Below are 18,064 nucleotides of genomic sequence, written 5' to 3' on the forward strand. Positions count from 1 at the left end.
ATGTCAGAACGGATAATGCTGCTGCGCGTCTTCCACCGTTATCCAGCGCAGATCGGTGAACTCGGCAATCGCGGCGCGACCGCCGAACCGACCGTAACCCGACGCCTTGACGCCGCCAAACGGCATCTGCGCCTCGTCGTGAACGGTGGGACCGTTGATATGGCAGATTCCACTTTCAATCCGCCGGGCGACCGCCATAGCGCGCTCGACATTCCGGCTGAAGACGGCGGACGACAGGCCATATTCCGTATCGTTGGCAACACGGATCGCCTCCTCGTCACCGTTGACACGGATCACGCTCTTGGCGGGACCGAAGGATTCTTCGGAATAGATCCGCATGTCAGGCGTCACGTGATCGACAAGCGTCGCTTCCATGATTGAACCGTTGCGCTTACCTCCGGCCACAAGTGCCGCCCCCCTGGCGACGGCGTCATCGACCATTTCCTGAACCCGTTCGGCTGCCTCAGGCGTCACGAGCGAACCGAGAACGACGTGACCGCGCGGATCACCTGCCGGGAGCGCTCTCGCCTTGGCCGCGAGCTTTTCCACAAAGGCGTCCGCCACTTTGGAGTCGACGATGATCCGCTCTGTCGACATGCAAATCTGGCCCTGGTTCATGTAGGCCCCGAAAGCTGCTGCATTGACGGCCGCATCGAGATCCGCGTCATCGAGAACCAGGAATGGCGCCTTGCCGCCTAGTTCCAATAGAATGGGTTTCAGATGCTCGGCCGCGAGCTTGGCGATGATCTTGCCGACGCGGCTTGAGCCGGTAAAGTTGATGCGCTTGACCGCCGGATGGGCAACCAACGCCTCCACGACCCTGGCTGCATCTTCTGGCGCATTCGTGACGATGTTCACGACACCCTTGGGAAGGCCCGCCTCGCGCAGTACCTCACCGATCAGGCGGTGGGTGCCCGGGCATAGTTCCGAAGCCTTTAAAATGACCGTATTGCCGCAGGCCAACGGCATGGCGATGGCGCGCGTGCCGAGGATGACAGGTGCGTTCCAGGGGGCGATCCCAACGCAAACGCCAGCGGCCTGGCGCACGCCCATGGCCAGTGTGCCTGGCTTGTCGGACGGGATGATTTCACCGGAGATCTGCGTCGTCATCGCCGCGGCCTCGCGCAGGATATTGGCTGCGAACATGGTGTTGAAGCCACCCCAGGGCGCCGTGGCGCCAGTTTCAGCCGTCATCAGACGGATAAATTCGCCTGCCTTGGAATCCATGATATCGGCAGCTTTCAGAAGCAGCTTGCGTCGTTCGCCCGGCCCCGTAGAGGACCACTCCGCGAAGGCAGCGGCAGCGGCGTCTGCGGCGGATTTGGCGTCTTCCACCTGACCTGCCGCTGCTTTGGTCGCCACTTGGCCGGTTACAGGATCAACGCGCTCGTATATACCGCCCGCAAGCGCTGCGCGGTCCTCGTTATTGATTAACAGCTGAATCTCATCCATGGTTTTCCTCCTCCGAAGGCGGCTTTGGATCCGCCGGTTCCTGGCAGGAACTGTTACCAATCCCCTTCCAGCCGGCCTGCCTCCCCTATTGCCTGACAGAAGCTTATGCAGAAAATTCCGCTTGCGCAAGATAGTTTGATATCCAAATATTGGATTGCAAACTAATTAGCCAAAGCTACTTCATTGAAGCACGGCTGAACCGGGGCCATACAAACAGGGAGAGAGAGATGAAGATCGGCGTAATTGGAGCTGGCGCCATGGGGGGCTTGTTCGCCGCGCGTCTGACAAATCGGGATAATGACGTCGCACTGATCGAAGTATCACAGGCAACGATCGAGGCAGTTAACGGCGGCGGGCTTCGGGTATCCGGCCTTTTCGGGGACAAGTCCTATCGCCTTCCGGTCGGGCCGGCAGATCGTTATATGGATGCTTTCGAACTCCTAATCGTTTTTACCAAAGGTATGCACACCACATCTGCCATGGAAGCCGCAAAACACCTGATCGGTCCAGACACCTGGGCGCTGACAGTGCAGAACGGGATTGGCAACGTCGAGGCAATTGAGCCCTTTGTGGATCGCGACCGCATCGTCATGGGCATGACCAACTGGCCATCCACTCTGATTGAGCCTGGATTTATCAACGTTTCTGGCGAAGGTGAGATCAAGATTTGGGCTGCGAACGGCCAAGGGTCGGAGAGGCTGAAAGCGATTTGCAGCGCTCTGGACAGGTCCGGGCTCAACTGTAAGCTCGATCCCGACGTCGAAGCGGCGATATGGGAAAAGCTCGCCTTCAATTCCGCCCTCAACTCACTCGCGGCGATCACCGGATTGACCGTTGGCGAGATGGGCGACCGGCAGGAGTCCCGCGCGATCGTCTTCACGGTTCTAGACGAAGTCGTAGCGGTTGCGATGGCCAAGGGTCTCACCGTTAATGCGGATAGTATTCGCCAGTCGGTAGAACATGCCTTTGCCAATCACCGACAGCACAAGCCATCCATGTTGCAGGACCGGCTTGCTGGCCGACGCATGGAGATAAACACGATCACCGGGGCAATCAGCAAGACGGCTGCCGGACTTGGCGTCGCCACCCCGGTGACGGCAACGCTGGCCGGCCTGCTGGCTACCGTTGATGGAGAGACGCCGCGCCTCTGACACCGGAAAGGGGCGAAGCCCCATGGTTACCATGCGCAACGCCGGCCAATCATTCTCAGGCTTGCATCGGTGAAGTGACCGTTCGATGAGAATTACAGGAGGGTCAAACGCTACGCTCTACCTCACTCATTTGACGACGAATGGGGAGCAGATCGATCTTGATCAGAGACTTCAACAGTCCCCAGGCACCACCCGGGACGAACAATGTCACGCCGATCGCCAGCACGCCAAGGATGATGAAGTAGAGCGATCCGATATTGCCCATCGTCTCGCGCAATAAGAAGTAAATGGCGACGCCAACGATCGGGCCTTCGAGCGTTCCGATCCCGCCAAGGATTACCGCAAAGAGTATGATAGCCATCCAGTTCATTGAAAATCCGGCAGTCGGACTCACTTGCAGGGCAACCATATAGTAGCAGGCGCCGGCCGCACCGCCGATCGCGGCTGCGATGAGCAGGACATAGGTTTGCGTTTTGCGAATCGTCACGCCCATCGCTTCAGCGGCAAGTGGACTGTCCTTCATCGCGCGCAAGGCGAGACCGAAGCGGCTTCGCATCAGCCCGACGCAGGTCAGGAGCGCGATCAACAAAATCGCGGCAGCTGTGCCATAGGTTGCAAAAAGCCTCACTGAACGATCAACACCGCGTACAGCCGTCAGTGCAATTCCACCGCCGCCGCCGAGAAGCCCAGTATGATAGACGATCAGTCTGACGACTTCCGAAATGACCCAGGATCCTATGGCGAGTTGAGCACCCGAAAGGCGAAAAAGAACGGGTGTGATCAGCAATGCGAAGCCCGCGCAGACGACCGCAGAGAGCAACACGAAGGGAAATGGCAACATGCCGAACCCGTTAGCGGCGATAAACAGCGTGTATCCGCCGATGCCGATGAAGACCTGAAAGCCCATGAAAACAATACCGCCAAAGCCCGCAAGCAGGTTCCACATGAGAGCAATTGCCAGAACTGCTGCAATTTCGGTCGTTAGCAAGACAGCGTATCGGGAGCCTGTAAACGGGATGGCAAACAGCGCTACGGCAAGGAAACCTACAGCCGCAAGAGACCGGGCAAGAGGCGAAGCGAGCGTCATACACGTATCCTTTTAGTGAAGAGGCCACCCGGCATCAACAAGAGGCCGATGAGGAAGACGAAGTGGCCGACAAGTGGGCCGAGGCTCGGGGTAATGAAAGTGCCCGCCGCCTGGGCGATGCCCAGGATAATGCCGCCGGCAAGCGTTCCCCAGATCGAGCCGAGCCCACCAAGGATCACGGCTTCAAAAGCAAAAAGCATACGTTCCGGACCCGTCGACGGGTCGAAAGTGCCACGCATACCATAGAAGATCGCAGCGGTGGCGGAGATGGCGAGTGCTAAGCCCATGGCAGTGGCAAAAACTTTCCGCGTCCCGATCCCCATCAGCTGCGCAACAGCTTCATTGTCCGACGTCGCGCGAACCGCGCGACCGAAGCGCGTACCGCCGAAGACCGCCGCCGTAAGTGCAAAAATGACGATCGACACCGCAAGTGTGACGAGTGGCAGAACACCGATCGCCACCGAGCCGAAATTGACTGCCGCCGTTCCAAGCAGGCCTGGATCAAGGCTTCTGGTATCGGCGCTGAAAAGTTCGAGCATGACGTTCTGCAGAATGACCGAAAGCCCGAACGTCACCAAGATAGGTGGCATGTCGCCACGCCCAAGCGTCCTCTCGATGATGAAGCGCTGCAAGGCCCAGCCGACCGCAAACATGACGGGCACGACCACTGGAAGCGCAAAAAGCGGGTGAAGCCCGAAATGGCTCATGAGTTGCAGGGCGAGGAAGGCGGAGAAGACAATAAAATCCCCATGCGCAAGGTTGATCTGCCGCATGAGGCCGAGACAGAGCGATAAACCGAGGCCGTAAAGACCATAAAGTGCGCCGACCAACGCGCCATTGATCAAGGTTTCCAGCATATCAACGCATCCCGAAATAGGCGTTTGAGATCTCATCCCTGTCCGCGGTGACAGACGGACCCGACAAAGCGATCTGGCCGTGGCGCATGCACGCAAAGCGATCCGAGACGGAAAGGGCTCGGGCAATATCCTGCTCGACGATGACGGTTGTGAGCCCCTCCCCCCGCAGCTTCTGAAGCGCAGAATAGACGGTATCGACGGCTGCCGGAGACAGGCCGAGCGAGAGTTCGTCGCAGAGCAAAACCTCGGGGTTGGACATGAGTGCACGACCGATGGCAACCAGTTGCTGTTGACCTCCCGATAGCGCCGTCGACGGCCGTTTGCGGAATTCGGCAACCGTCGGAAAAATCTCGTAGACACGCTCCCGGGTCCATCCTCCCGGCCGCCGCGAATGCGCGCCGACCAGCAGGTTTTCCTCCACGGTGAGACTCGGAAAGAGTTGTCTGCCCTCGGGAACGAGTGCCACTCCGAGACTGACGATGTCCATCGGTGTCAGTCCGGCAATATCTCGGCCGTTGACCGAAACGCTGCCCGTCTGAGGCCTCAAACGGCCCGTCATCACCGCGAAAGTCGTGGTCTTACCCGCGCCGTTTGCTCCTATCAGCGCCAGCGTTTCGCCGCGTGCTACGCTGAGGTCGAAGCCGAACAGAACGGGCAGCGACCCATAGGCCGCCCTAAGGTTATTGATCAAGATCATCGATGTCAGGCTCCATACCGAGATAGATTTGCCTTACCTTGGGCATCCGCATTGTTTCATGCGGTTCGCCCTGCGCGATGATGCGCCCTTCACCAAGTACTGCGATTTCGTCGGCGGCATGGGTGAGCACATGCACGAGATGTTCGATCCAGATAATCGCAATTGCGCTTGCTGCCAGCGCTTTAACAATGGTCGCGACGTCCGCGGCCTCCTCGTCGGTCAATCCCCCGGCGATTTCGTCCAGCAAAAGAACGGAGGGTTTCGTGGCCAGCGCGCGGGCAAGCTCGAGACGCTTGCGATCAAGCAGCGGCAGCGCCCCGGCGACTAGATCTCCGCGGCTCTCAAGCCCACAGACTTTCAGCGCCTGAAGCGCCGCCTCCTCCCCTTCGCGGCCCTTCAGCCCCGCAGCAAACTCGACGGCAACAAGCACATTCTCGTAGACCGACATATGCGAGAAGGTTTGCGGAACCTGAAAGGTTCGCCCGATGCCGGCAATAGCACGTGCGGAAGCTCCAAGTGCGGTGACGTCCCGGCCGGCAATGAAAATCTTGCCGGAAGAAGGTGCAAAAGCACCGGAAATCACACTGAAAAGCGTGGTCTTGCCGGAACCGTTGGGACCGATGATCCCGAGAATTTTCCCGGGATCAATCGAAATGCTCACACCGGTCAATACAGTCGGTCCGCCATAGGACTTCACGACATTTTCGACGGTGAGCGCTTTGATCGCGTCAGATGCCGCCATCATCATCCAGCCTTCCGCGCCAGGTCCATCGTAAAGTCCGCCTGGACTGGAACCTCAGGGGCGTTCTTGTTGTAGGTGACCTTCAAATCGTAGGTGCCGTCGGGCTGGAGACGCCACTGGCCACCGGCAATCTTGAGCTTGGCAACGTTCTTGATCGGGCTCCCGACCCAGTCGATATCGCCGACCACCGTCGTCATCTTCGTCGATTTGATAACCGCCTGTATGGCATCCGGATCGGTTGGATCAGCCGCGTTCTTCAGTGCGTTGATGCCCAGTTCCCACAGGGCATGGACCACACCAATCGGCTGTGTCCAGCGCTTGCCCGACGCCTTGGAATACTCCGCCGCAATCTCGCCGCAGGACTGACCCGTCAATGTTGACTTGAACGGATAGCCTGGCGTCCACCAGATTTCGGTAGACATTCCGTCGCCGGTCTTGCCGAGCGCCTCTATTCCGGCAGGGAAGAGCAGCGCCTTCGCCGGCGTTGCGATCTTTGGTTTGAAACCGAGCTGCTGCGCCTGACGCCAGAACACCGCCCATTCCGGCGGGGAAAAGAGACCCGTCACGATATCGCAACCAGCATCGCGGAAAGCGACGATCTGCCGGGAGAAGTCGTCCGCACCCGGTTGAAATTCACCGACATCGACAATCGAATAACCGCCCTTGCCAAGCGACGCCGGGAAACCGATTTCGGAATTACCAAAGACCTTGCCGGGCGGATCGTTGGACCAGACGGTGCCGACTTTCTTGTTGGTGCTTTGCAGGTCCCACATACCGATGAAGGTTGAGATGATGTCCTCGATGCCCCAGAAGAAGTGGTTTACATAGTTGAAACCTACATCCGGCGTCCCCTTCAACGGGAACATCCAGCCCTGCCATGGGTCCATCGTGGTGATTCCCGGCACACCCGCTGTCTCACATTGCGAGGCGACCGGAACGTTGGTCAGCGCCCCCTGCGCGAGCATGAGATGGATGCCGTCATTATTGATCAACTGACTTGCCGAGGTGGCGGCACGATCAGAATTCGACTGGTCATCGATATCGCTGATCTCGACCTTGTAGGTCTTGCCGTTATTGACAACCCCATCCTTCAGCACCTCGCGGACCTTGGCAAGAATGAAAGGATCCGCCTCTGCAAACGGTGCCAGCGCGCCGGTCTTCGAGCTGATATAGCCGATCTTGATCGTCGGGCTGGCAGCGATAGCCGGAGCTGGCAGAACGGACGTTGCCGCACCCGCGGCAGCACCAGCTCCCACAGCCTGAAGGAACTTGCGTCGGGTCAGCCTCATGTTGTCGTGCGAAAATGTCATGGTTCTTCCTCTGTCGATTTTTTCTTGCCGCACTGCGGTTTTACGGTCGCAAGTTCGCCGCGGCACGGCTACTTGCGGGGACCGGCTTCAGCATAGTAGGAGCGGCGCCAGAGATCGGGGATCAACAGTTTTGTGGATAATCGGGCACCCGCACCGCCAAGACTTTCTCGTTTGAAATCAGACAGGAAGACCAATGCGGAACCTTTCGGCACCGCGATCATCCATTCAGGTCGGCGGGTCTTTGCAGAACAGTTATGTCGAAGCTTGCCGGCGAGCAGGGCTCACGGCAACCGGACCGAAATGCGTTTCGTGGTCACCGGCGTGGCAATGTTCGTGGTGGTGATGGTCATGCTCGTGATCGAGCTCTTCCAGCGCCCCGGGTGGGATGGGCGCTAGCCCCTTGCGGAACTCAACGGGCTTGCCGTGTTCGGTGTGGAAATAGGAACGCCGCCAATGTTCCTGATAATCGGCCACCTCAGCATCTGTCGTCATGCCGCGAAGCCCGACGATCTTTTCCAGAGCCTGCATCCACTGTCGATAATAGGCCGTGTTGATGTCTTCGCCTTCTTCTTGGGGAGAGGTCGTGATCTCGCCCGAAAATGCCGCAACCCATTCCGCCCATGTAAAATGTCCGGCGCGCGACAATTGCATGGTCAACGCAAAGGCTTCTGCCTGCCATGGCTCGCAAAAGGCCGGGCCATTATCGAGCCATCGCGGATCGATCCCCAAATCATCTGCAATCACGACACTTCTCCACGTAACAGGTAGCTTTCCCAAAGGCTCAGATACACGGCCCCAGGCCCGTCACTTCCTTTACCCCAGAGCGTCTCGCTCTCGAACCGGACACGGTAAAGATGATCTGGACATTCTCCACGTCCCGCCGAATGTGCATCCGGAAAGACATGAGGACCTTCATAACCAACGATGGTTCCGCGCTTGTCGCGTGCATAAACAGGCAGGCGCGTGTGGGTGGAAACGTGATCGTTGGTTGTCTTGATGTTATCGCCCACCTTGAACTTCGGCACGCTCTCGACGGCGCGCAGCGTCGAGGCGCCTGTCGCTATCGCGATGGCGACCATTTCCTTAGGGAGCATGACCAGCCTCCGTCAAGGCAAGCTCGGCGATCTGCGCTTGATATTCCTCCTGGGTGAAGAACCCCTTGGAAATCAGCAAATCTTCCAGCGAATACAGCCAATGTTCGAAATAGGAGGTCGTCAGGTAATCGGCCGGCGGCATCCTCTCCATGGAGTATCGACTCTCATCGATGTTAAAACATCCGGCTGCGAGTGAAAGAAGATTAACAGCAAATGTCTTTGCTTCCCACTCCGTCTGGAATCGGGTGTCATCGTCGGTGCGATTGACGGGGCCGAAGCCCTGAATACCACCCATGTCGGCGATCGATCTCATCCGCCTCTCCTCAGATCGCTGAAGCCGAAAGCGGCGTGCCTGTGCCAATCATGGAGTCACGGGTCACGAGAGCTGCCAATTTTTCCTCGCTCCAGCCCTCCGTACCGGCAGGTCGCTCCGGCAGGACCATGTAGCGGATTTCCGCATTGCTATCGAAAACACGCACCTCGCGGTCCCTGGAAATATCCAGTCCGAATTCCGCAAGGACAGATCGCGGCTCGCTGACGATGCGGCTGCGATAAGGTGCTGATTTGTACCATGTCGGCGGCAAACCAAGCACTGTCCAAGGATAACACGAACACAGGGTGCAGACGATCACATTATGAACCTCCGGTGTGTTCTCAAGGATGATCATTGCCTCGCCCTGCAGGCCGCTGACACCCATTTCTTTCAGCGCCTCTGTTCCATCGTGAAGAAGACGCGCCTTGAATGCAGGATCGGACCAAGCTCGCGCTACGACACCCGCGCCAATGCGCGGACCAAGCTTGTTCTGGAAGATATCGACGATTTCCGTCACCGCGCCCGGGTCGATCTTCCCCTTTTCGACCATCAGCGTCTCAATGGCCTTAATTCGTAGCGCGAGTGTGGAAGGCGGCATCGTGTGATCGTCGTGGCTCATCGCAGTCCTCTGGAAATATCACGAAGGGTTTAGAATAGCGCTGATCGTGGGGTTCTTCATCAGCAATATTGAGGACAAGCGGAGGGTTGTCATTCGCTGGAGACGAACAGGAGCGAATGCTTGCAGCATCGCCTCACGCCGGTGGCAACGGAACCGAAAAAAGCGTCTCGATTGCAAGCGAGAATGCCAGAAGCGCCTGATCCTGTCCGAACGCAAAATCCAGTCCCAGGCCAACAGGCAGTCCCGCACGCGTCAGGCCGACCGGGACGGAAACCCCAGGCAGGCTCGCGACACTGCCGATATCCGTATTGTGAATGAGGGCCGGAAAGACAGGAAAAATCTTGCCGGCGATCGCGACAGTTGACGACTGATCAAGCTTTGGCGCAGGCAGACGGCAGACGGGGAACGCGAGCGCATCGATCCGATTGGACCTGAAAATATCCGCATAGGCGGACCTCAAGGCGGGAAGGTGCTCGGTTATGGCGCTTTCGTAAGCCGACCGACTGACGGCCGTCGCCGGATCAAGTTGGGCGAGAAGAATTTGACGCACATCCGGGCTCGCTGCCTGATCGGCAACCTCCGCAAAGCTCAACTTTATGTCTTGGTCGGCGAGGAATGCGGATAGCGCTAGCCTTCCTTCATAAATCGAAATTGACATCGCGGCGGCGGCATAGGGCTCGGGAAGCGCTCGAGAATCAACCTCAACAAGCTCCGCGCCTTCAGCAACGAACTGTTGAAGCGCCTCCATACAGATCGCGGCAACCTCTGCATCAACGACGTCCCAGAAATGTTTATGTGGAACCCCGAGCCGGGTACCTTTCACGGTCGAAGCCAGGACCGGCGGCGCGGATGTTACGACACTGTCCAAAAGCGCCAGGTCCGTCGCAGAAAGCGTAATTGGACCCGGCGTGTCCCGGGTTGTTGAAATCGGCACGATGCCGTCGGTCGGCCAACGACCGGTTGTCGGGCGATAACCCCATGCGCCGCAGAAAGCAGCGGGAATGCGCACGGAGCCGCCCGTATCCGTTCCGATGGAGGCCGGGACCAGCCGCGCGCCAACGGCAGCCCCGCTGCCCCCGCTGGAACCGCCTGAAGTGCGGGCTTCATCAAAGGGATTGCGTGGAGTACCAAAAGCGGCATTGATAGAGGTCGCGCCGTAGGCAAGCTCGTGCATGCCGTTCTTGCCATAGGCGATCGCGCCGGCGTTCAACAGCCTGGCCGCGACCTGTGCATCCTTCAAAGGCTTGAAGTCGCGAAGTGCTGGCGTTCCGCCGGTTGTGACATAGCCGGCAATGTTGATGTTATCCTTGAAGCCAATGGGTAGCCCGTGCAACGGCCCCCGCAGCCGCCCGGCCGCCCGTTCCGCGTCCGCCTGACGCGCATCCCGAAGCGCCCGCTCTTCGTCATGTGAAACAAAGGCATTGATAGACGCCAGCCTTTCCTTTCTCAGCAATAGATCGGAAACAAACTCCTCAGCGCCAAGCGCGCCCCGCGCCATGGCGGCGGCGATTTCAGTCAACGTGAAATGAGTGAGTGTCATCATGGTCTCCGCACAGAGTTTCAGCATGTGCAGGGCTATCGGAGATGGTGGGCGTGCCACCATCCGCAATTTTGCTGGTGAACGATTGTTCTCGTTAATCCCGGCTAGGGAAAAGTCCCGTGGCTGGGGATGCCGGCGCGGCTCCCCGGCCGACAGGCTCGTACCAGACACACCGAAAACTCTTGATCTTTGGCACGTGGTTTGCTTCCATTCCTGAAAAGGGAACAAGGCGGACAAAAGATTCCGCAACTATTGGGGGTCTCATGACCGGGACTGTATTCGATTTGACATTCGACGAGGCAAATCTGTTCGCCGATATTGTCGGAAGACTGACAAGCCCGGGGTCGGCGGATATCAGGGAAACTATCTTCCCAGACATCCTGCGCCTGATGCGGGCCGACGTACTGGCGTCGTACAAATGGAATTCTAAAATAAGCTCCTATGACGATCCGTTCGTCATCAACCAATCCTCTGAGAGCATCAAGGCATATAGAAGTTGGTACCAGTATCGCGATCCGATGACCCGGCAATTGCGCAATCTCTGGCGTCCTGCCTACGTCGATGAAGTGATTTCCAAACCGGACTTGCGCAAGACGGAGTTCTTCAACGACTTTCTGATGAAAGACGGGCTTGACCATGGAATCAATGTCTTCCTCAAGGACAACGAACGGGCGCTCGCGGATCTGCGCATCTGGCGTACCAAACGCCAACCCGACTTTGCGGACCGGGAAATCAGCTTGTTAAAAGTTCTTGCCCCGCTGCTCAAACGCGCTCTGTCCGCCGCGCCTGACGTCACACTGTCTGCCCTGACTGACCGGGAGCGGGACGTCGCACTTCTTATCTCACGGGGCTGTTCTGACAAAGACATTGCGCGTGTTCTTGATATTGGTTTCGCGACGGTACGAACACACCTTACGCGCTGCCTTGAGAAGATGGGCTGCTCGAACAGAGCCGAACTCGCCGCGCGCGTTACAAAGCTTTCGCAGTGAAAGACACAGAAACATCTATCTTTCTGCAAAGGTTTGCGCCCCAAACACAAACACCGGGACCGGCTGCTGTCGCCGTCGGATCCGTAAAGCAGCAGAAAATCTACTCGGCGAGTATTCACAAAATCCTGGGCTATTCGCTTGTTCAACCCATCCACCCGGCTTCCGAAAGCGACTGTGCCATGAAATGGAGCCCGGCTCGCAATTGATCGCGCTGGATCATCCCCCCAAGACATACTCTCACGTGCTCATCGGGCTTTCCCAAAACCGTGAAGGCATCCGAAGGCATCAGGCCGACGTGGCGTCCGGCCATTCTCCCCATCAGTTCCGCCCTGCTCGCCCCTTTTGGCAACTTTAGCCAAATGTTGAAAGCTTCAGGCTCACCCTTGATGTCGAGCCCCGAAAGGGTGTCAACCGCAATATTGTGGCGAAAAGCGCTTTCCGAACGGACAAAGTGGCGAATGGCGTCGGCTGTTCCGTCCTCAATCCACCGCGTCGCGAGCGCCATGCAGATCGGTGACGGCATCACAGCGCTAGCCCGCATTGCCTGGGAGAGGGAATACGCAGCCTTGGCGTTAGGTGAGACCGTGTAGGCGAGGCGCAGGCCTGCGCCAAGGCATTTTGCCAGGCCGCCGATGTGCCACGTAAGATCAGGAGCCAGAGTAGCAAAAGGGACAGGTGCCGCAGCCGGAATGAAGCCGTACGCATCATCCTCAATCAACGGGAGCCTGTGCCGCAACAGCACTTCGGCGATTTCCATGCGCCGGCCCCGGGGAATCGTCAACGTCGTGGGGTTCTGAACCGTGGGATTGAGATATAGCGCTTTCGGTTGGTGCAAATGAATAGCCGCGTCAAGCACATCCGGCAGAACGCCGGAAGCATCCATCGGAATTCCGACCAGTTGCAAGCCCATGCGTGCTGCGATCGCCCGCAAGCCGGGATAGGTGACCGCCTCGCAAAGTACCACATCGCCTGGTCTCGTCATCGTTGACAGAAGCGCCGTCATCGTCGCATGCGCTCCTGGCGTGATCGCGATCCGTTCGAGGCTCGGTACCATTCCTCTTTTCGAAAGCCATGAAGACGCTGCCGCTTTATCCTGTTCGCCCCCGGTCGTGGACTGGTAGCGGAGAAGAGAAACCAGGTTGGCTGAGACAGTCTGCAGCCCATCCTGCATCCGCGCCACAAGGTCCGGATCCTGAGGTTCGGGAGGCATGTTCATTGACAAATCCTCGTCGCCGGCCCGACGTGGATCGATCCGATGCTCCTCCTTCGGCCGACCAAGGGCAAAGGTACCCCTCCCGACGTGGCTCTCCACAAGGCGACGCGAATGCGCCTCATTGTAGGCGCGACTGACGGTCGTGAAATCGATCCCAAGACGCTCGGCAAGCGTACGCTGTGGTGGCAGTCGGTCACCGGCTGCGATATCGCCGCGCTTGATCGCCAGTTCGATCGCATCTGCTATTTGAAGATAACGTGGCTTGCCGTCAGGGCGGAGTTGCGGGGTCCATTTCAACATTCAATTTCGCGTCCGGATTACATTGTTTCTTATTGTATGGATAGAAAATCGTGGTTTCAAGCAAAAATTGGGAACTGAATATCGCCCGTACTTTCGGCAGAAATCGACGTATTACGCAATATTTTTAGGCGGTTCGCACATTGAAAATGCAAAACTAAAGAATCGAGAAAAATTATTGTATGGACATTAAACTGGTTATTGATTCATTCAATTTCCTTCGTATCGTTCCTGCATCAACCCCGCTTAAGGAGATGCAGACATGCCTGAAGTAACGCAGCCGCCGCACAAGGATGGTGACTTCTTTGTCGACTACGAGTCCAAGGTTTTTGAGGACGTAAAAGCCGATCCTGGTGAAAAGGCGCTTGTTACCTTCCACACAGTGGCGTTCGAAGGCTCTATCGGTCTCGTGAACATTCTCAATGCGATCCGTCTGCAGCGGAAAGGCTACGAAACTTCGATCCTTCTTTACGGCCCGGGTGTGACACTGGGGATCCAGCGCGGTTTTCCCAAGCTCGGCGATGAAGCCTTTCCCGGCCACCTGAATTTCAACAAGAACCTTGAGCGCTTCATGAAGGAAGGCGGCAAAGTCTACGCATGTCGCTTCGCACTGCAGGCGCTCTATGGGCACGGCGAACCGGCTCTGATCCCCGGCATCATCCCGATCCTGCCCCAGGACGTGCTGGACTGCGTGCTTTTGCACAAGAAGGCCAACGCCCTGATCATCGACACATGGACCGTCTGATTTGATCCTGGCACCCCGTTCGACAGAAAACGGGGTGCTCCGTTCCAGGTTACTCAAAGGAGCCAGTCATGCCAAAAACAGTACGTGCCGCAGCAGTCCAAATCGCGCCCGACCTGACGTCACGCGCTGGCACCGTCGAACGGGTCCTGAATGCGATCGCCGAAGCGGCCGACAAGGGCGCCGAGCTGATCGTGTTCCCCGAGACCTTCGTGCCCTGGTATCCTTATTTCAGCTTCGTTCTTCCACCTGTACAGCAAGGCCCTGAGCATCTGCGGCTTTATGAGGAAGCAGTCACGGTACCATCGGCAGAAACACGGGCCGTCGCTGATGCCGCTCGCAAGCGCAATGCCGTCATCGTCCTTGGCGTCAATGAGCGCGACCACGGCTCGCTCTACAACACCCAGCTGATCTTCGACGCGGATGGCAGCCTGAAACTCAAGCGCCGCAAGATCACGCCGACCTATCACGAGCGGATGATCTGGGGACAGGGCGATGGCGCCGGTCTGAAAGTGGTCGAGACCGCCGTCGGCCGCATGGGTGCCCTGGCATGCTGGGAGCACTACAACCCCCTTGCCCGATACGCGCTCATGGCGCAGCACGAGGAAATTCACGCTTCTCATTTCCCGGGCTCATTGGTTGGCCCGATATTCGGCGAGCAAATCGAAATCACCATGCGCCACCACGCGCTGGAATCGGGCTGTTTCGTGGTCAATGCCACTGGCTGGCTGAGCGAGGAGCAGATCGCGTCCATTCACCCGGACCCCAGCCTGCAGAAGGGTCTTCGAGATGGCTGCATGACCTGCATCATCACCCCGGAAGGCCGCCACGTCGTTCCTCCTCTGACATCGGGCGAAGGGATCCTGATTGGCGACCTGGACATGCGGCTCATCACGAAGCGCAAGCGGATGATGGATTCCGTTGGACATTATGCGCGACCCGAACTGCTGCACCTCGTGCAAGACATACGGCCCGCACACGCGCTCGAGCAGGTTGGCCATTCACGCGATTTTTCGAACGCAGGGCAAGACAAGCTAGTTGAGGAGGCTCAGGATGCGTGACCTACAATCGATTGATCCGGAACTTATCAACGATCTCCAGACGAGGGGCATGCGTCTCGTCGATCCGCGTGCCGGCCACGAGAGCAGGCGCGGGGGCGCGGGCCCTTCGGACCACAAGGCCGTCAATTTCGGGGACACAACCGTGATGGTGCCGGTCCATACCGCACCCGCATTCGACAGTCCCTATCTCGTCGAAGCGCCCGATGCCGAGGGCCGCGCGCGCATCACCAGGGAAGGATCCGAAGTCGCTCGAATTCGATTTCCCAACCGGCCGCGATTTTACGACCTGACCACCTCAGACGGCATTCCGTACAACAAGATCGCGGTTCTTCACTCCCGCGACGTCCTCGCCACGACGATCCTCCAGACCTGCATTCGTTATGAGAGCCGCAAGAAGACCTGTCAGTTCTGTTCGATCGGTCAGAGCCTTGCAGCCGGCCGAACTGTCGCGCACAAAACCCCTTCGCAGCTAGCGGAGGTCGCCAAGGCGGCTGTCGAACTCGATGGCGTGAAACATATGGTGATGACCACCGGCACGCCTGCGGGCAAGGACCGCGGTGCTGCCGTTTTGGCGGAGAGCGCGCGCGCGGTTAAGGCCGTCGTCGACCTGCCGATCCAGGTGCAATGCGAGCCGCCGGAAGACGATATCTGGCACCAGCGGATGAAGGACGCCGGTGCGGACGCGTTGGGGATGCACCTTGAAGCGGTAACACCTGAAGTCCGCGACCGGATCATGCCGGGCAAGGCAAGCGTTCCGCTTGAAAAATACTTTTCCAGCTTCGAGGCGGCGGTCAAGGTGTTCGGGCGGGGCCAGGTTTCGACCTATATCCTGGCGGGCCTGGGCGATACCCGCGAGGCAATTCTGGAAATGTCGACACGCCTCGTTGCATTGGGCGTCTATCCGTTCGTGGTCCCGTTCGTTCCAATCTCCGGAACACCGCTCGAGAGCCACCCCGCGCCGCAATCAGAGTTCATGGCCTCCATCCTGGCTCCACTGGCGCAGATTGTTATCGATGGCGGGCTGAAGGCTTCGGATATCAAGGCCGGCTGCGGCAAATGCGGTGCCTGCTCGGCGCTCTCGACCTATGAGAAGCTGAGGATTCCGGCATGAGCCTGATGGATCACTCCGCCTTCATAAGCCCGGAGTTCCTGATCCGGGCAGCATCCGCGCCGTGGGAACTTCAGGGTGTATCTCTTCTCCGGCGCCGGGTGTTTGTGGAGGAGCAGCGTATTTTCGTCGGCGATGACCGCGACGAAATCGACAAGACCGCGATACCGCTTGTTGCAATCTCCACATTGGCGGCAGAGCCTGCGGAGGTCGTGGGCACTGTCAGGATCCATGAGCCAGCACCCGGCATCTGGTGGGGTTCGCGCCTTGCGGTCGCTCCCGCATATCGCAAAGTCGGAAGGTTGGGTGCGGAACTGATCCGGTTGGCGGTGAGTACCGCGAATGGCCTCGGGTGCAGTGAGTTTCACGCCCATGTCCAGCTTCAGAACGTACCTCTTTTTCGCCGGCTGCATTGGGAGCCGCAAGGAGAAATCGACCTGCACGGCGTGCGCCACATGCACATGCTCGCTTCACTCGACCACTACCCACCGATATGCGACCCCGCCATTGGCTGGTCCGCCAGAGCGCGGAGGTCATGATGGACCTACATGCCTTGGCAGCAGCACTGGCAGCCCACCCGTCTATTCGTAGCAAACTCGACATCGCGGCCACGACACGCGCGCTATCGCTATCCTCCAGAACACCCGGAATGCCTGGCGACGATGCCGCAGCAATTCCAGCCATGGACGGCACCTGGGATCTGCTGGCGGGGGAGGGTTTCATGCCGCAATTCGTGCGGGACGATCCGTGGTTCGCCGGGTGGTGCGGCGTGATGGTCAATCTATCGGATATCGCTGCCATGGGAGGGCGAGCCACCGCGCTGCTTGATACGGTGTGGGCACCTGACGCCGCCTCTGCGGAGCCTGTTCTTACCGGCCTTCGCGACGCAGCGATGGCCTACGGTGTGCCGATCGTGGGTGGACATACCAACCTGCGCAGCAACGATCTCAATCTTGCCGTTTCCGTGACGGGACGCGCAGAGAGGCTGATTTCCAGCTTTGCAGCCACCCCTGGAGATGTGCTCGTCGCCGCAATCGATCACCGTGGGCATTATCGGCCAAGCTTCGACAACTGGTGCGCCGCCCTTGACGCGCCTCACGAGCGGCTGCGCCGCGACTACGAGATATTGCCGGAGCTTGCCGAAGCCGGTCTGGTGGACGCAGGAAAAGACATCAGCCAGGGCGGGATTGTCGGCACCGCGCTTATGTTGGCCGAATCCTCCCGCTGCGGGTTCGACATCGAGCTTGCTGACATCCCGCTTCCGGCAGGTGTTGCAGTCGATCGCTGGCTGCGCAGCTTCCCGAGCTTCGGCTTTCTCCTTTCGGTCCGGCCGGAAAGGGCAAAAGAGGTCTGCTCAGTATTTGCTGCTCGGGGCATCAGCGCAGCTGCCATCGGTCATGCAACGGACAGCTCCCAGATCGATCTAACGAGCGGTGGCACCCGGGCAACTTTCTGGGACTACGCGACAGCCCCCTATATCGCACTCGCAAAGGAGATAGCCCATGCCTGAAGTACGCTTCACCATTCGATGGCCTGATGGGGCGGAGGAGAACTGCTACTCGCCTTCGACCGCCATTACGCGCCATCTCGAAGCCGGATGCACCTATCCGCTGAGCGAATTTGTCGAACGTGCCCGCACCGGTCTGAACGAAGCATCGGAACGCGTCACGGCGAAATTCGGCTTCGCCTGCTCATCCGCACTCGACCAACTGGCAAAGATTGAAACGACAGCCGCCTCTCTGCCGGCTGACGCCAAAGTCACATGCCTCTCGATGTCATGAAAGGGTTTGTT

20 protein-coding genes are annotated in these 18,064 nt (G+C 58.6%); 8 read left to right on the top strand and 12 right to left on the bottom strand.

Annotation, left to right across the window (positions count from 1 at the left end; translation table 11 throughout):
• Window positions 1-3 precede the first annotated feature (3 nt).
• Window positions 4-1,452 carry an aldehyde dehydrogenase gene (locus tag RAC79_RS15390; protein WP_374997216.1) on the bottom strand — a complete coding sequence of 483 codons (1,449 nt, stop codon included), beginning with the start codon at window positions 1,450-1,452 and terminating at the stop codon, window positions 4-6.
• Window positions 1,453-1,679: 227 nt separating this feature from the next.
• On the opposite strand from RAC79_RS15390, the gene RAC79_RS15395 reads away from it, so the two are divergent.
• Complete coding sequence (locus RAC79_RS15395) at window positions 1,680-2,603, top strand: ketopantoate reductase family protein (RefSeq protein WP_374997217.1); 924 nt, start codon at window positions 1,680-1,682, stop codon at window positions 2,601-2,603.
• Between the two features lie 103 nt (window positions 2,604-2,706).
• Here RAC79_RS15395 and RAC79_RS15400 read toward each other — a convergent pair whose 3' ends face one another.
• The 10 genes from RAC79_RS15400 to iaaH form a co-directional block, all read right to left on the bottom strand.
• Complete coding sequence (locus RAC79_RS15400) at window positions 2,707-3,690, bottom strand: branched-chain amino acid ABC transporter permease (RefSeq protein ID WP_307008326.1); 984 nt, start codon at window positions 3,688-3,690, stop codon at window positions 2,707-2,709.
• Window positions 3,687-4,547, bottom strand: a complete 861-nt coding sequence (locus tag RAC79_RS15405; RefSeq protein WP_374997218.1) for a branched-chain amino acid ABC transporter permease — start codon at window positions 4,545-4,547, stop codon at window positions 3,687-3,689. Before RAC79_RS15405 ends, RAC79_RS15400 begins: the two co-directional genes overlap by 4 nt.
• 1 nt (window position 4,548) lies before the next feature.
• Window positions 4,549-5,244, bottom strand: a complete 696-nt coding sequence (locus RAC79_RS15410) for an ABC transporter ATP-binding protein (RefSeq protein ID WP_374997219.1) — start codon at window positions 5,242-5,244, stop codon at window positions 4,549-4,551.
• A complete protein-coding gene (locus RAC79_RS15415; RefSeq protein ID WP_374997220.1) occupies window positions 5,228-5,989 on the bottom strand; it encodes an ABC transporter ATP-binding protein in 762 nt (253 codons plus the stop codon). The genes RAC79_RS15410 and RAC79_RS15415 overlap by 17 nt, the downstream gene beginning before the upstream one ends.
• Window positions 5,989-7,296, bottom strand: a complete 1,308-nt coding sequence (locus tag RAC79_RS15420; RefSeq protein ID WP_307008317.1) for an ABC transporter substrate-binding protein — start codon at window positions 7,294-7,296, stop codon at window positions 5,989-5,991. Before RAC79_RS15420 ends, RAC79_RS15415 begins: the two co-directional genes overlap by 1 nt.
• A 252-nt stretch (window positions 7,297-7,548) precedes the next feature.
• Window positions 7,549-8,040: a nitrile hydratase accessory protein gene (locus RAC79_RS15425; RefSeq protein ID WP_307008315.1), complete on the bottom strand. Its 492-nt coding sequence runs from the start codon at window positions 8,038-8,040 to the stop codon at window positions 7,549-7,551.
• On the bottom strand, window positions 8,037-8,390 hold the full coding sequence (locus RAC79_RS15430; RefSeq protein WP_374997221.1) for an SH3-like domain-containing protein: 354 nt from the start codon (window positions 8,388-8,390) through the stop codon (window positions 8,037-8,039). The genes RAC79_RS15425 and RAC79_RS15430 overlap by 4 nt, the downstream gene beginning before the upstream one ends.
• Window positions 8,380-8,703 carry an SH3-like domain-containing protein gene (locus tag RAC79_RS15435; protein ID WP_307008311.1) on the bottom strand — a complete coding sequence of 108 codons (324 nt, stop codon included), beginning with the start codon at window positions 8,701-8,703 and terminating at the stop codon, window positions 8,380-8,382. The genes RAC79_RS15430 and RAC79_RS15435 overlap by 11 nt, the downstream gene beginning before the upstream one ends.
• A gap of 10 nt (window positions 8,704-8,713) precedes the next feature.
• Window positions 8,714-9,322, bottom strand: coding sequence for a nitrile hydratase subunit alpha (gene nthA, locus RAC79_RS15440; RefSeq protein WP_307008309.1), 609 nt, complete (start codon window positions 9,320-9,322; stop codon window positions 8,714-8,716).
• A gap of 133 nt (window positions 9,323-9,455) precedes the next feature.
• Window positions 9,456-10,862 (bottom strand): indoleacetamide hydrolase, encoded by a 1,407-nt coding sequence (gene iaaH, locus RAC79_RS15445; RefSeq protein ID WP_374997222.1) that lies wholly within the window; start codon window positions 10,860-10,862, stop codon window positions 9,456-9,458.
• A 263-nt stretch (window positions 10,863-11,125) separates the two neighbouring features.
• Between iaaH and RAC79_RS15450 the strand changes: the two genes are divergently transcribed.
• Window positions 11,126-11,851: a response regulator transcription factor gene (locus RAC79_RS15450; protein ID WP_142187837.1), complete on the top strand. Its 726-nt coding sequence runs from the start codon at window positions 11,126-11,128 to the stop codon at window positions 11,849-11,851.
• A 142-nt stretch (window positions 11,852-11,993) separates the two neighbouring features.
• Here RAC79_RS15450 and RAC79_RS15455 read toward each other — a convergent pair whose 3' ends face one another.
• Window positions 11,994-13,364 (bottom strand): PLP-dependent aminotransferase family protein, encoded by a 1,371-nt coding sequence (locus tag RAC79_RS15455; protein WP_307008304.1) that lies wholly within the window; start codon window positions 13,362-13,364, stop codon window positions 11,994-11,996.
• Window positions 13,365-13,623: 259 nt separating this feature from the next.
• Here RAC79_RS15455 and RAC79_RS15460 point away from each other — a divergent pair, with 259 nt between their 5' ends.
• From RAC79_RS15460 to RAC79_RS15485, 6 genes are all read left to right on the top strand, one after another.
• The gene (locus tag RAC79_RS15460; RefSeq protein WP_013637302.1) at window positions 13,624-14,106 is read left to right on the top strand and encodes an MSMEG_0572/Sll0783 family nitrogen starvation response protein; all 483 of its coding nucleotides are present in this window, start codon (window positions 13,624-13,626) and stop codon (window positions 14,104-14,106) included.
• Window positions 14,107-14,174: 68 nt separating this feature from the next.
• Window positions 14,175-15,164 (top strand): Nit6803 family nitrilase, encoded by a 990-nt coding sequence (locus RAC79_RS15465; protein ID WP_374997223.1) that lies wholly within the window; start codon window positions 14,175-14,177, stop codon window positions 15,162-15,164.
• Entirely contained in the window at window positions 15,157-16,275 is a 1,119-nt protein-coding gene (locus RAC79_RS15470; RefSeq protein WP_307008300.1) for an MSMEG_0568 family radical SAM protein, read from the top strand. The genes RAC79_RS15465 and RAC79_RS15470 overlap by 8 nt, the downstream gene beginning before the upstream one ends.
• A complete protein-coding gene (locus RAC79_RS15475) occupies window positions 16,272-16,811 on the top strand; it encodes an MSMEG_0567/Sll0786 family nitrogen starvation N-acetyltransferase (RefSeq protein WP_374997224.1) in 540 nt (179 codons plus the stop codon). The genes RAC79_RS15470 and RAC79_RS15475 overlap by 4 nt, the downstream gene beginning before the upstream one ends.
• On the top strand, window positions 16,811-17,782 hold the full coding sequence (locus RAC79_RS15480) for a sll0787 family AIR synthase-like protein (protein WP_307008525.1): 972 nt from the start codon (window positions 16,811-16,813) through the stop codon (window positions 17,780-17,782). The genes RAC79_RS15475 and RAC79_RS15480 overlap by 1 nt, the downstream gene beginning before the upstream one ends.
• Window positions 17,775-18,053 carry an MSMEG_0570 family nitrogen starvation response protein gene (locus RAC79_RS15485; RefSeq protein WP_374997225.1) on the top strand — a complete coding sequence of 93 codons (279 nt, stop codon included), beginning with the start codon at window positions 17,775-17,777 and terminating at the stop codon, window positions 18,051-18,053. The genes RAC79_RS15480 and RAC79_RS15485 overlap by 8 nt, the downstream gene beginning before the upstream one ends.
• Window positions 18,054-18,064 lie beyond the last annotated feature (11 nt).

The organism is Agrobacterium sp. LR_9, from assembly GCF_041954855.1.
In the GTDB taxonomy this organism is placed as follows: Bacteria; Pseudomonadota; Alphaproteobacteria; order Rhizobiales; family Rhizobiaceae; genus Agrobacterium; species Agrobacterium leguminum.

Bases quoted from the DNA above. Each gene is read 5' to 3' on its own strand.
- nthA (WP_307008309.1), bottom strand. From the start codon at position 9,322: ATGAGCCACGACGATCACACGATGCCGCCTTCCACACTCGCGCTACGA.
- RAC79_RS15420 (WP_307008317.1), bottom strand. From the start codon at position 7,296: ATGACATTTTCGCACGACAACATGAGGCTGACCCGACGCAAGTTCCTT.
- RAC79_RS15475 (WP_374997224.1), top strand. From the start codon at position 16,272: ATGAGCCTGATGGATCACTCCGCCTTCATAAGCCCGGAGTTCCTGATC.
- RAC79_RS15400 (WP_307008326.1), bottom strand. From the start codon at position 3,690: ATGACGCTCGCTTCGCCTCTTGCCCGGTCTCTTGCGGCTGTAGGTTTC.
- RAC79_RS15480 (WP_307008525.1), top strand. From the start codon at position 16,811: ATGGACCTACATGCCTTGGCAGCAGCACTGGCAGCCCACCCGTCTATT.
- RAC79_RS15465 (WP_374997223.1), top strand. From the start codon at position 14,175: ATGCCAAAAACAGTACGTGCCGCAGCAGTCCAAATCGCGCCCGACCTG.
- RAC79_RS15405 (WP_374997218.1), bottom strand. From the start codon at position 4,547: ATGCTGGAAACCTTGATCAATGGCGCGTTGGTCGGCGCACTTTATGGT.
- RAC79_RS15485 (WP_374997225.1), top strand. From the start codon at position 17,775: ATGCCTGAAGTACGCTTCACCATTCGATGGCCTGATGGGGCGGAGGAG.
- RAC79_RS15410 (WP_374997219.1), bottom strand. From the start codon at position 5,244: ATGATCTTGATCAATAACCTTAGGGCGGCCTATGGGTCGCTGCCCGTT.
- RAC79_RS15390 (WP_374997216.1), bottom strand. From the start codon at position 1,452: ATGGATGAGATTCAGCTGTTAATCAATAACGAGGACCGCGCAGCGCTT.
- RAC79_RS15470 (WP_307008300.1), top strand. From the start codon at position 15,157: ATGCGTGACCTACAATCGATTGATCCGGAACTTATCAACGATCTCCAG.
- RAC79_RS15395 (WP_374997217.1), top strand. From the start codon at position 1,680: ATGAAGATCGGCGTAATTGGAGCTGGCGCCATGGGGGGCTTGTTCGCC.
- RAC79_RS15460 (WP_013637302.1), top strand. From the start codon at position 13,624: ATGCCTGAAGTAACGCAGCCGCCGCACAAGGATGGTGACTTCTTTGTC.
- RAC79_RS15415 (WP_374997220.1), bottom strand. From the start codon at position 5,989: ATGATGGCGGCATCTGACGCGATCAAAGCGCTCACCGTCGAAAATGTC.
- iaaH (WP_374997222.1), bottom strand. From the start codon at position 10,862: ATGACACTCACTCATTTCACGTTGACTGAAATCGCCGCCGCCATGGCG.
- RAC79_RS15455 (WP_307008304.1), bottom strand. From the start codon at position 13,364: ATGTTGAAATGGACCCCGCAACTCCGCCCTGACGGCAAGCCACGTTAT.
- RAC79_RS15450 (WP_142187837.1), top strand. From the start codon at position 11,126: ATGACCGGGACTGTATTCGATTTGACATTCGACGAGGCAAATCTGTTC.
- RAC79_RS15435 (WP_307008311.1), bottom strand. From the start codon at position 8,703: ATGAGATCGATCGCCGACATGGGTGGTATTCAGGGCTTCGGCCCCGTC.
- RAC79_RS15430 (WP_374997221.1), bottom strand. From the start codon at position 8,390: ATGCTCCCTAAGGAAATGGTCGCCATCGCGATAGCGACAGGCGCCTCG.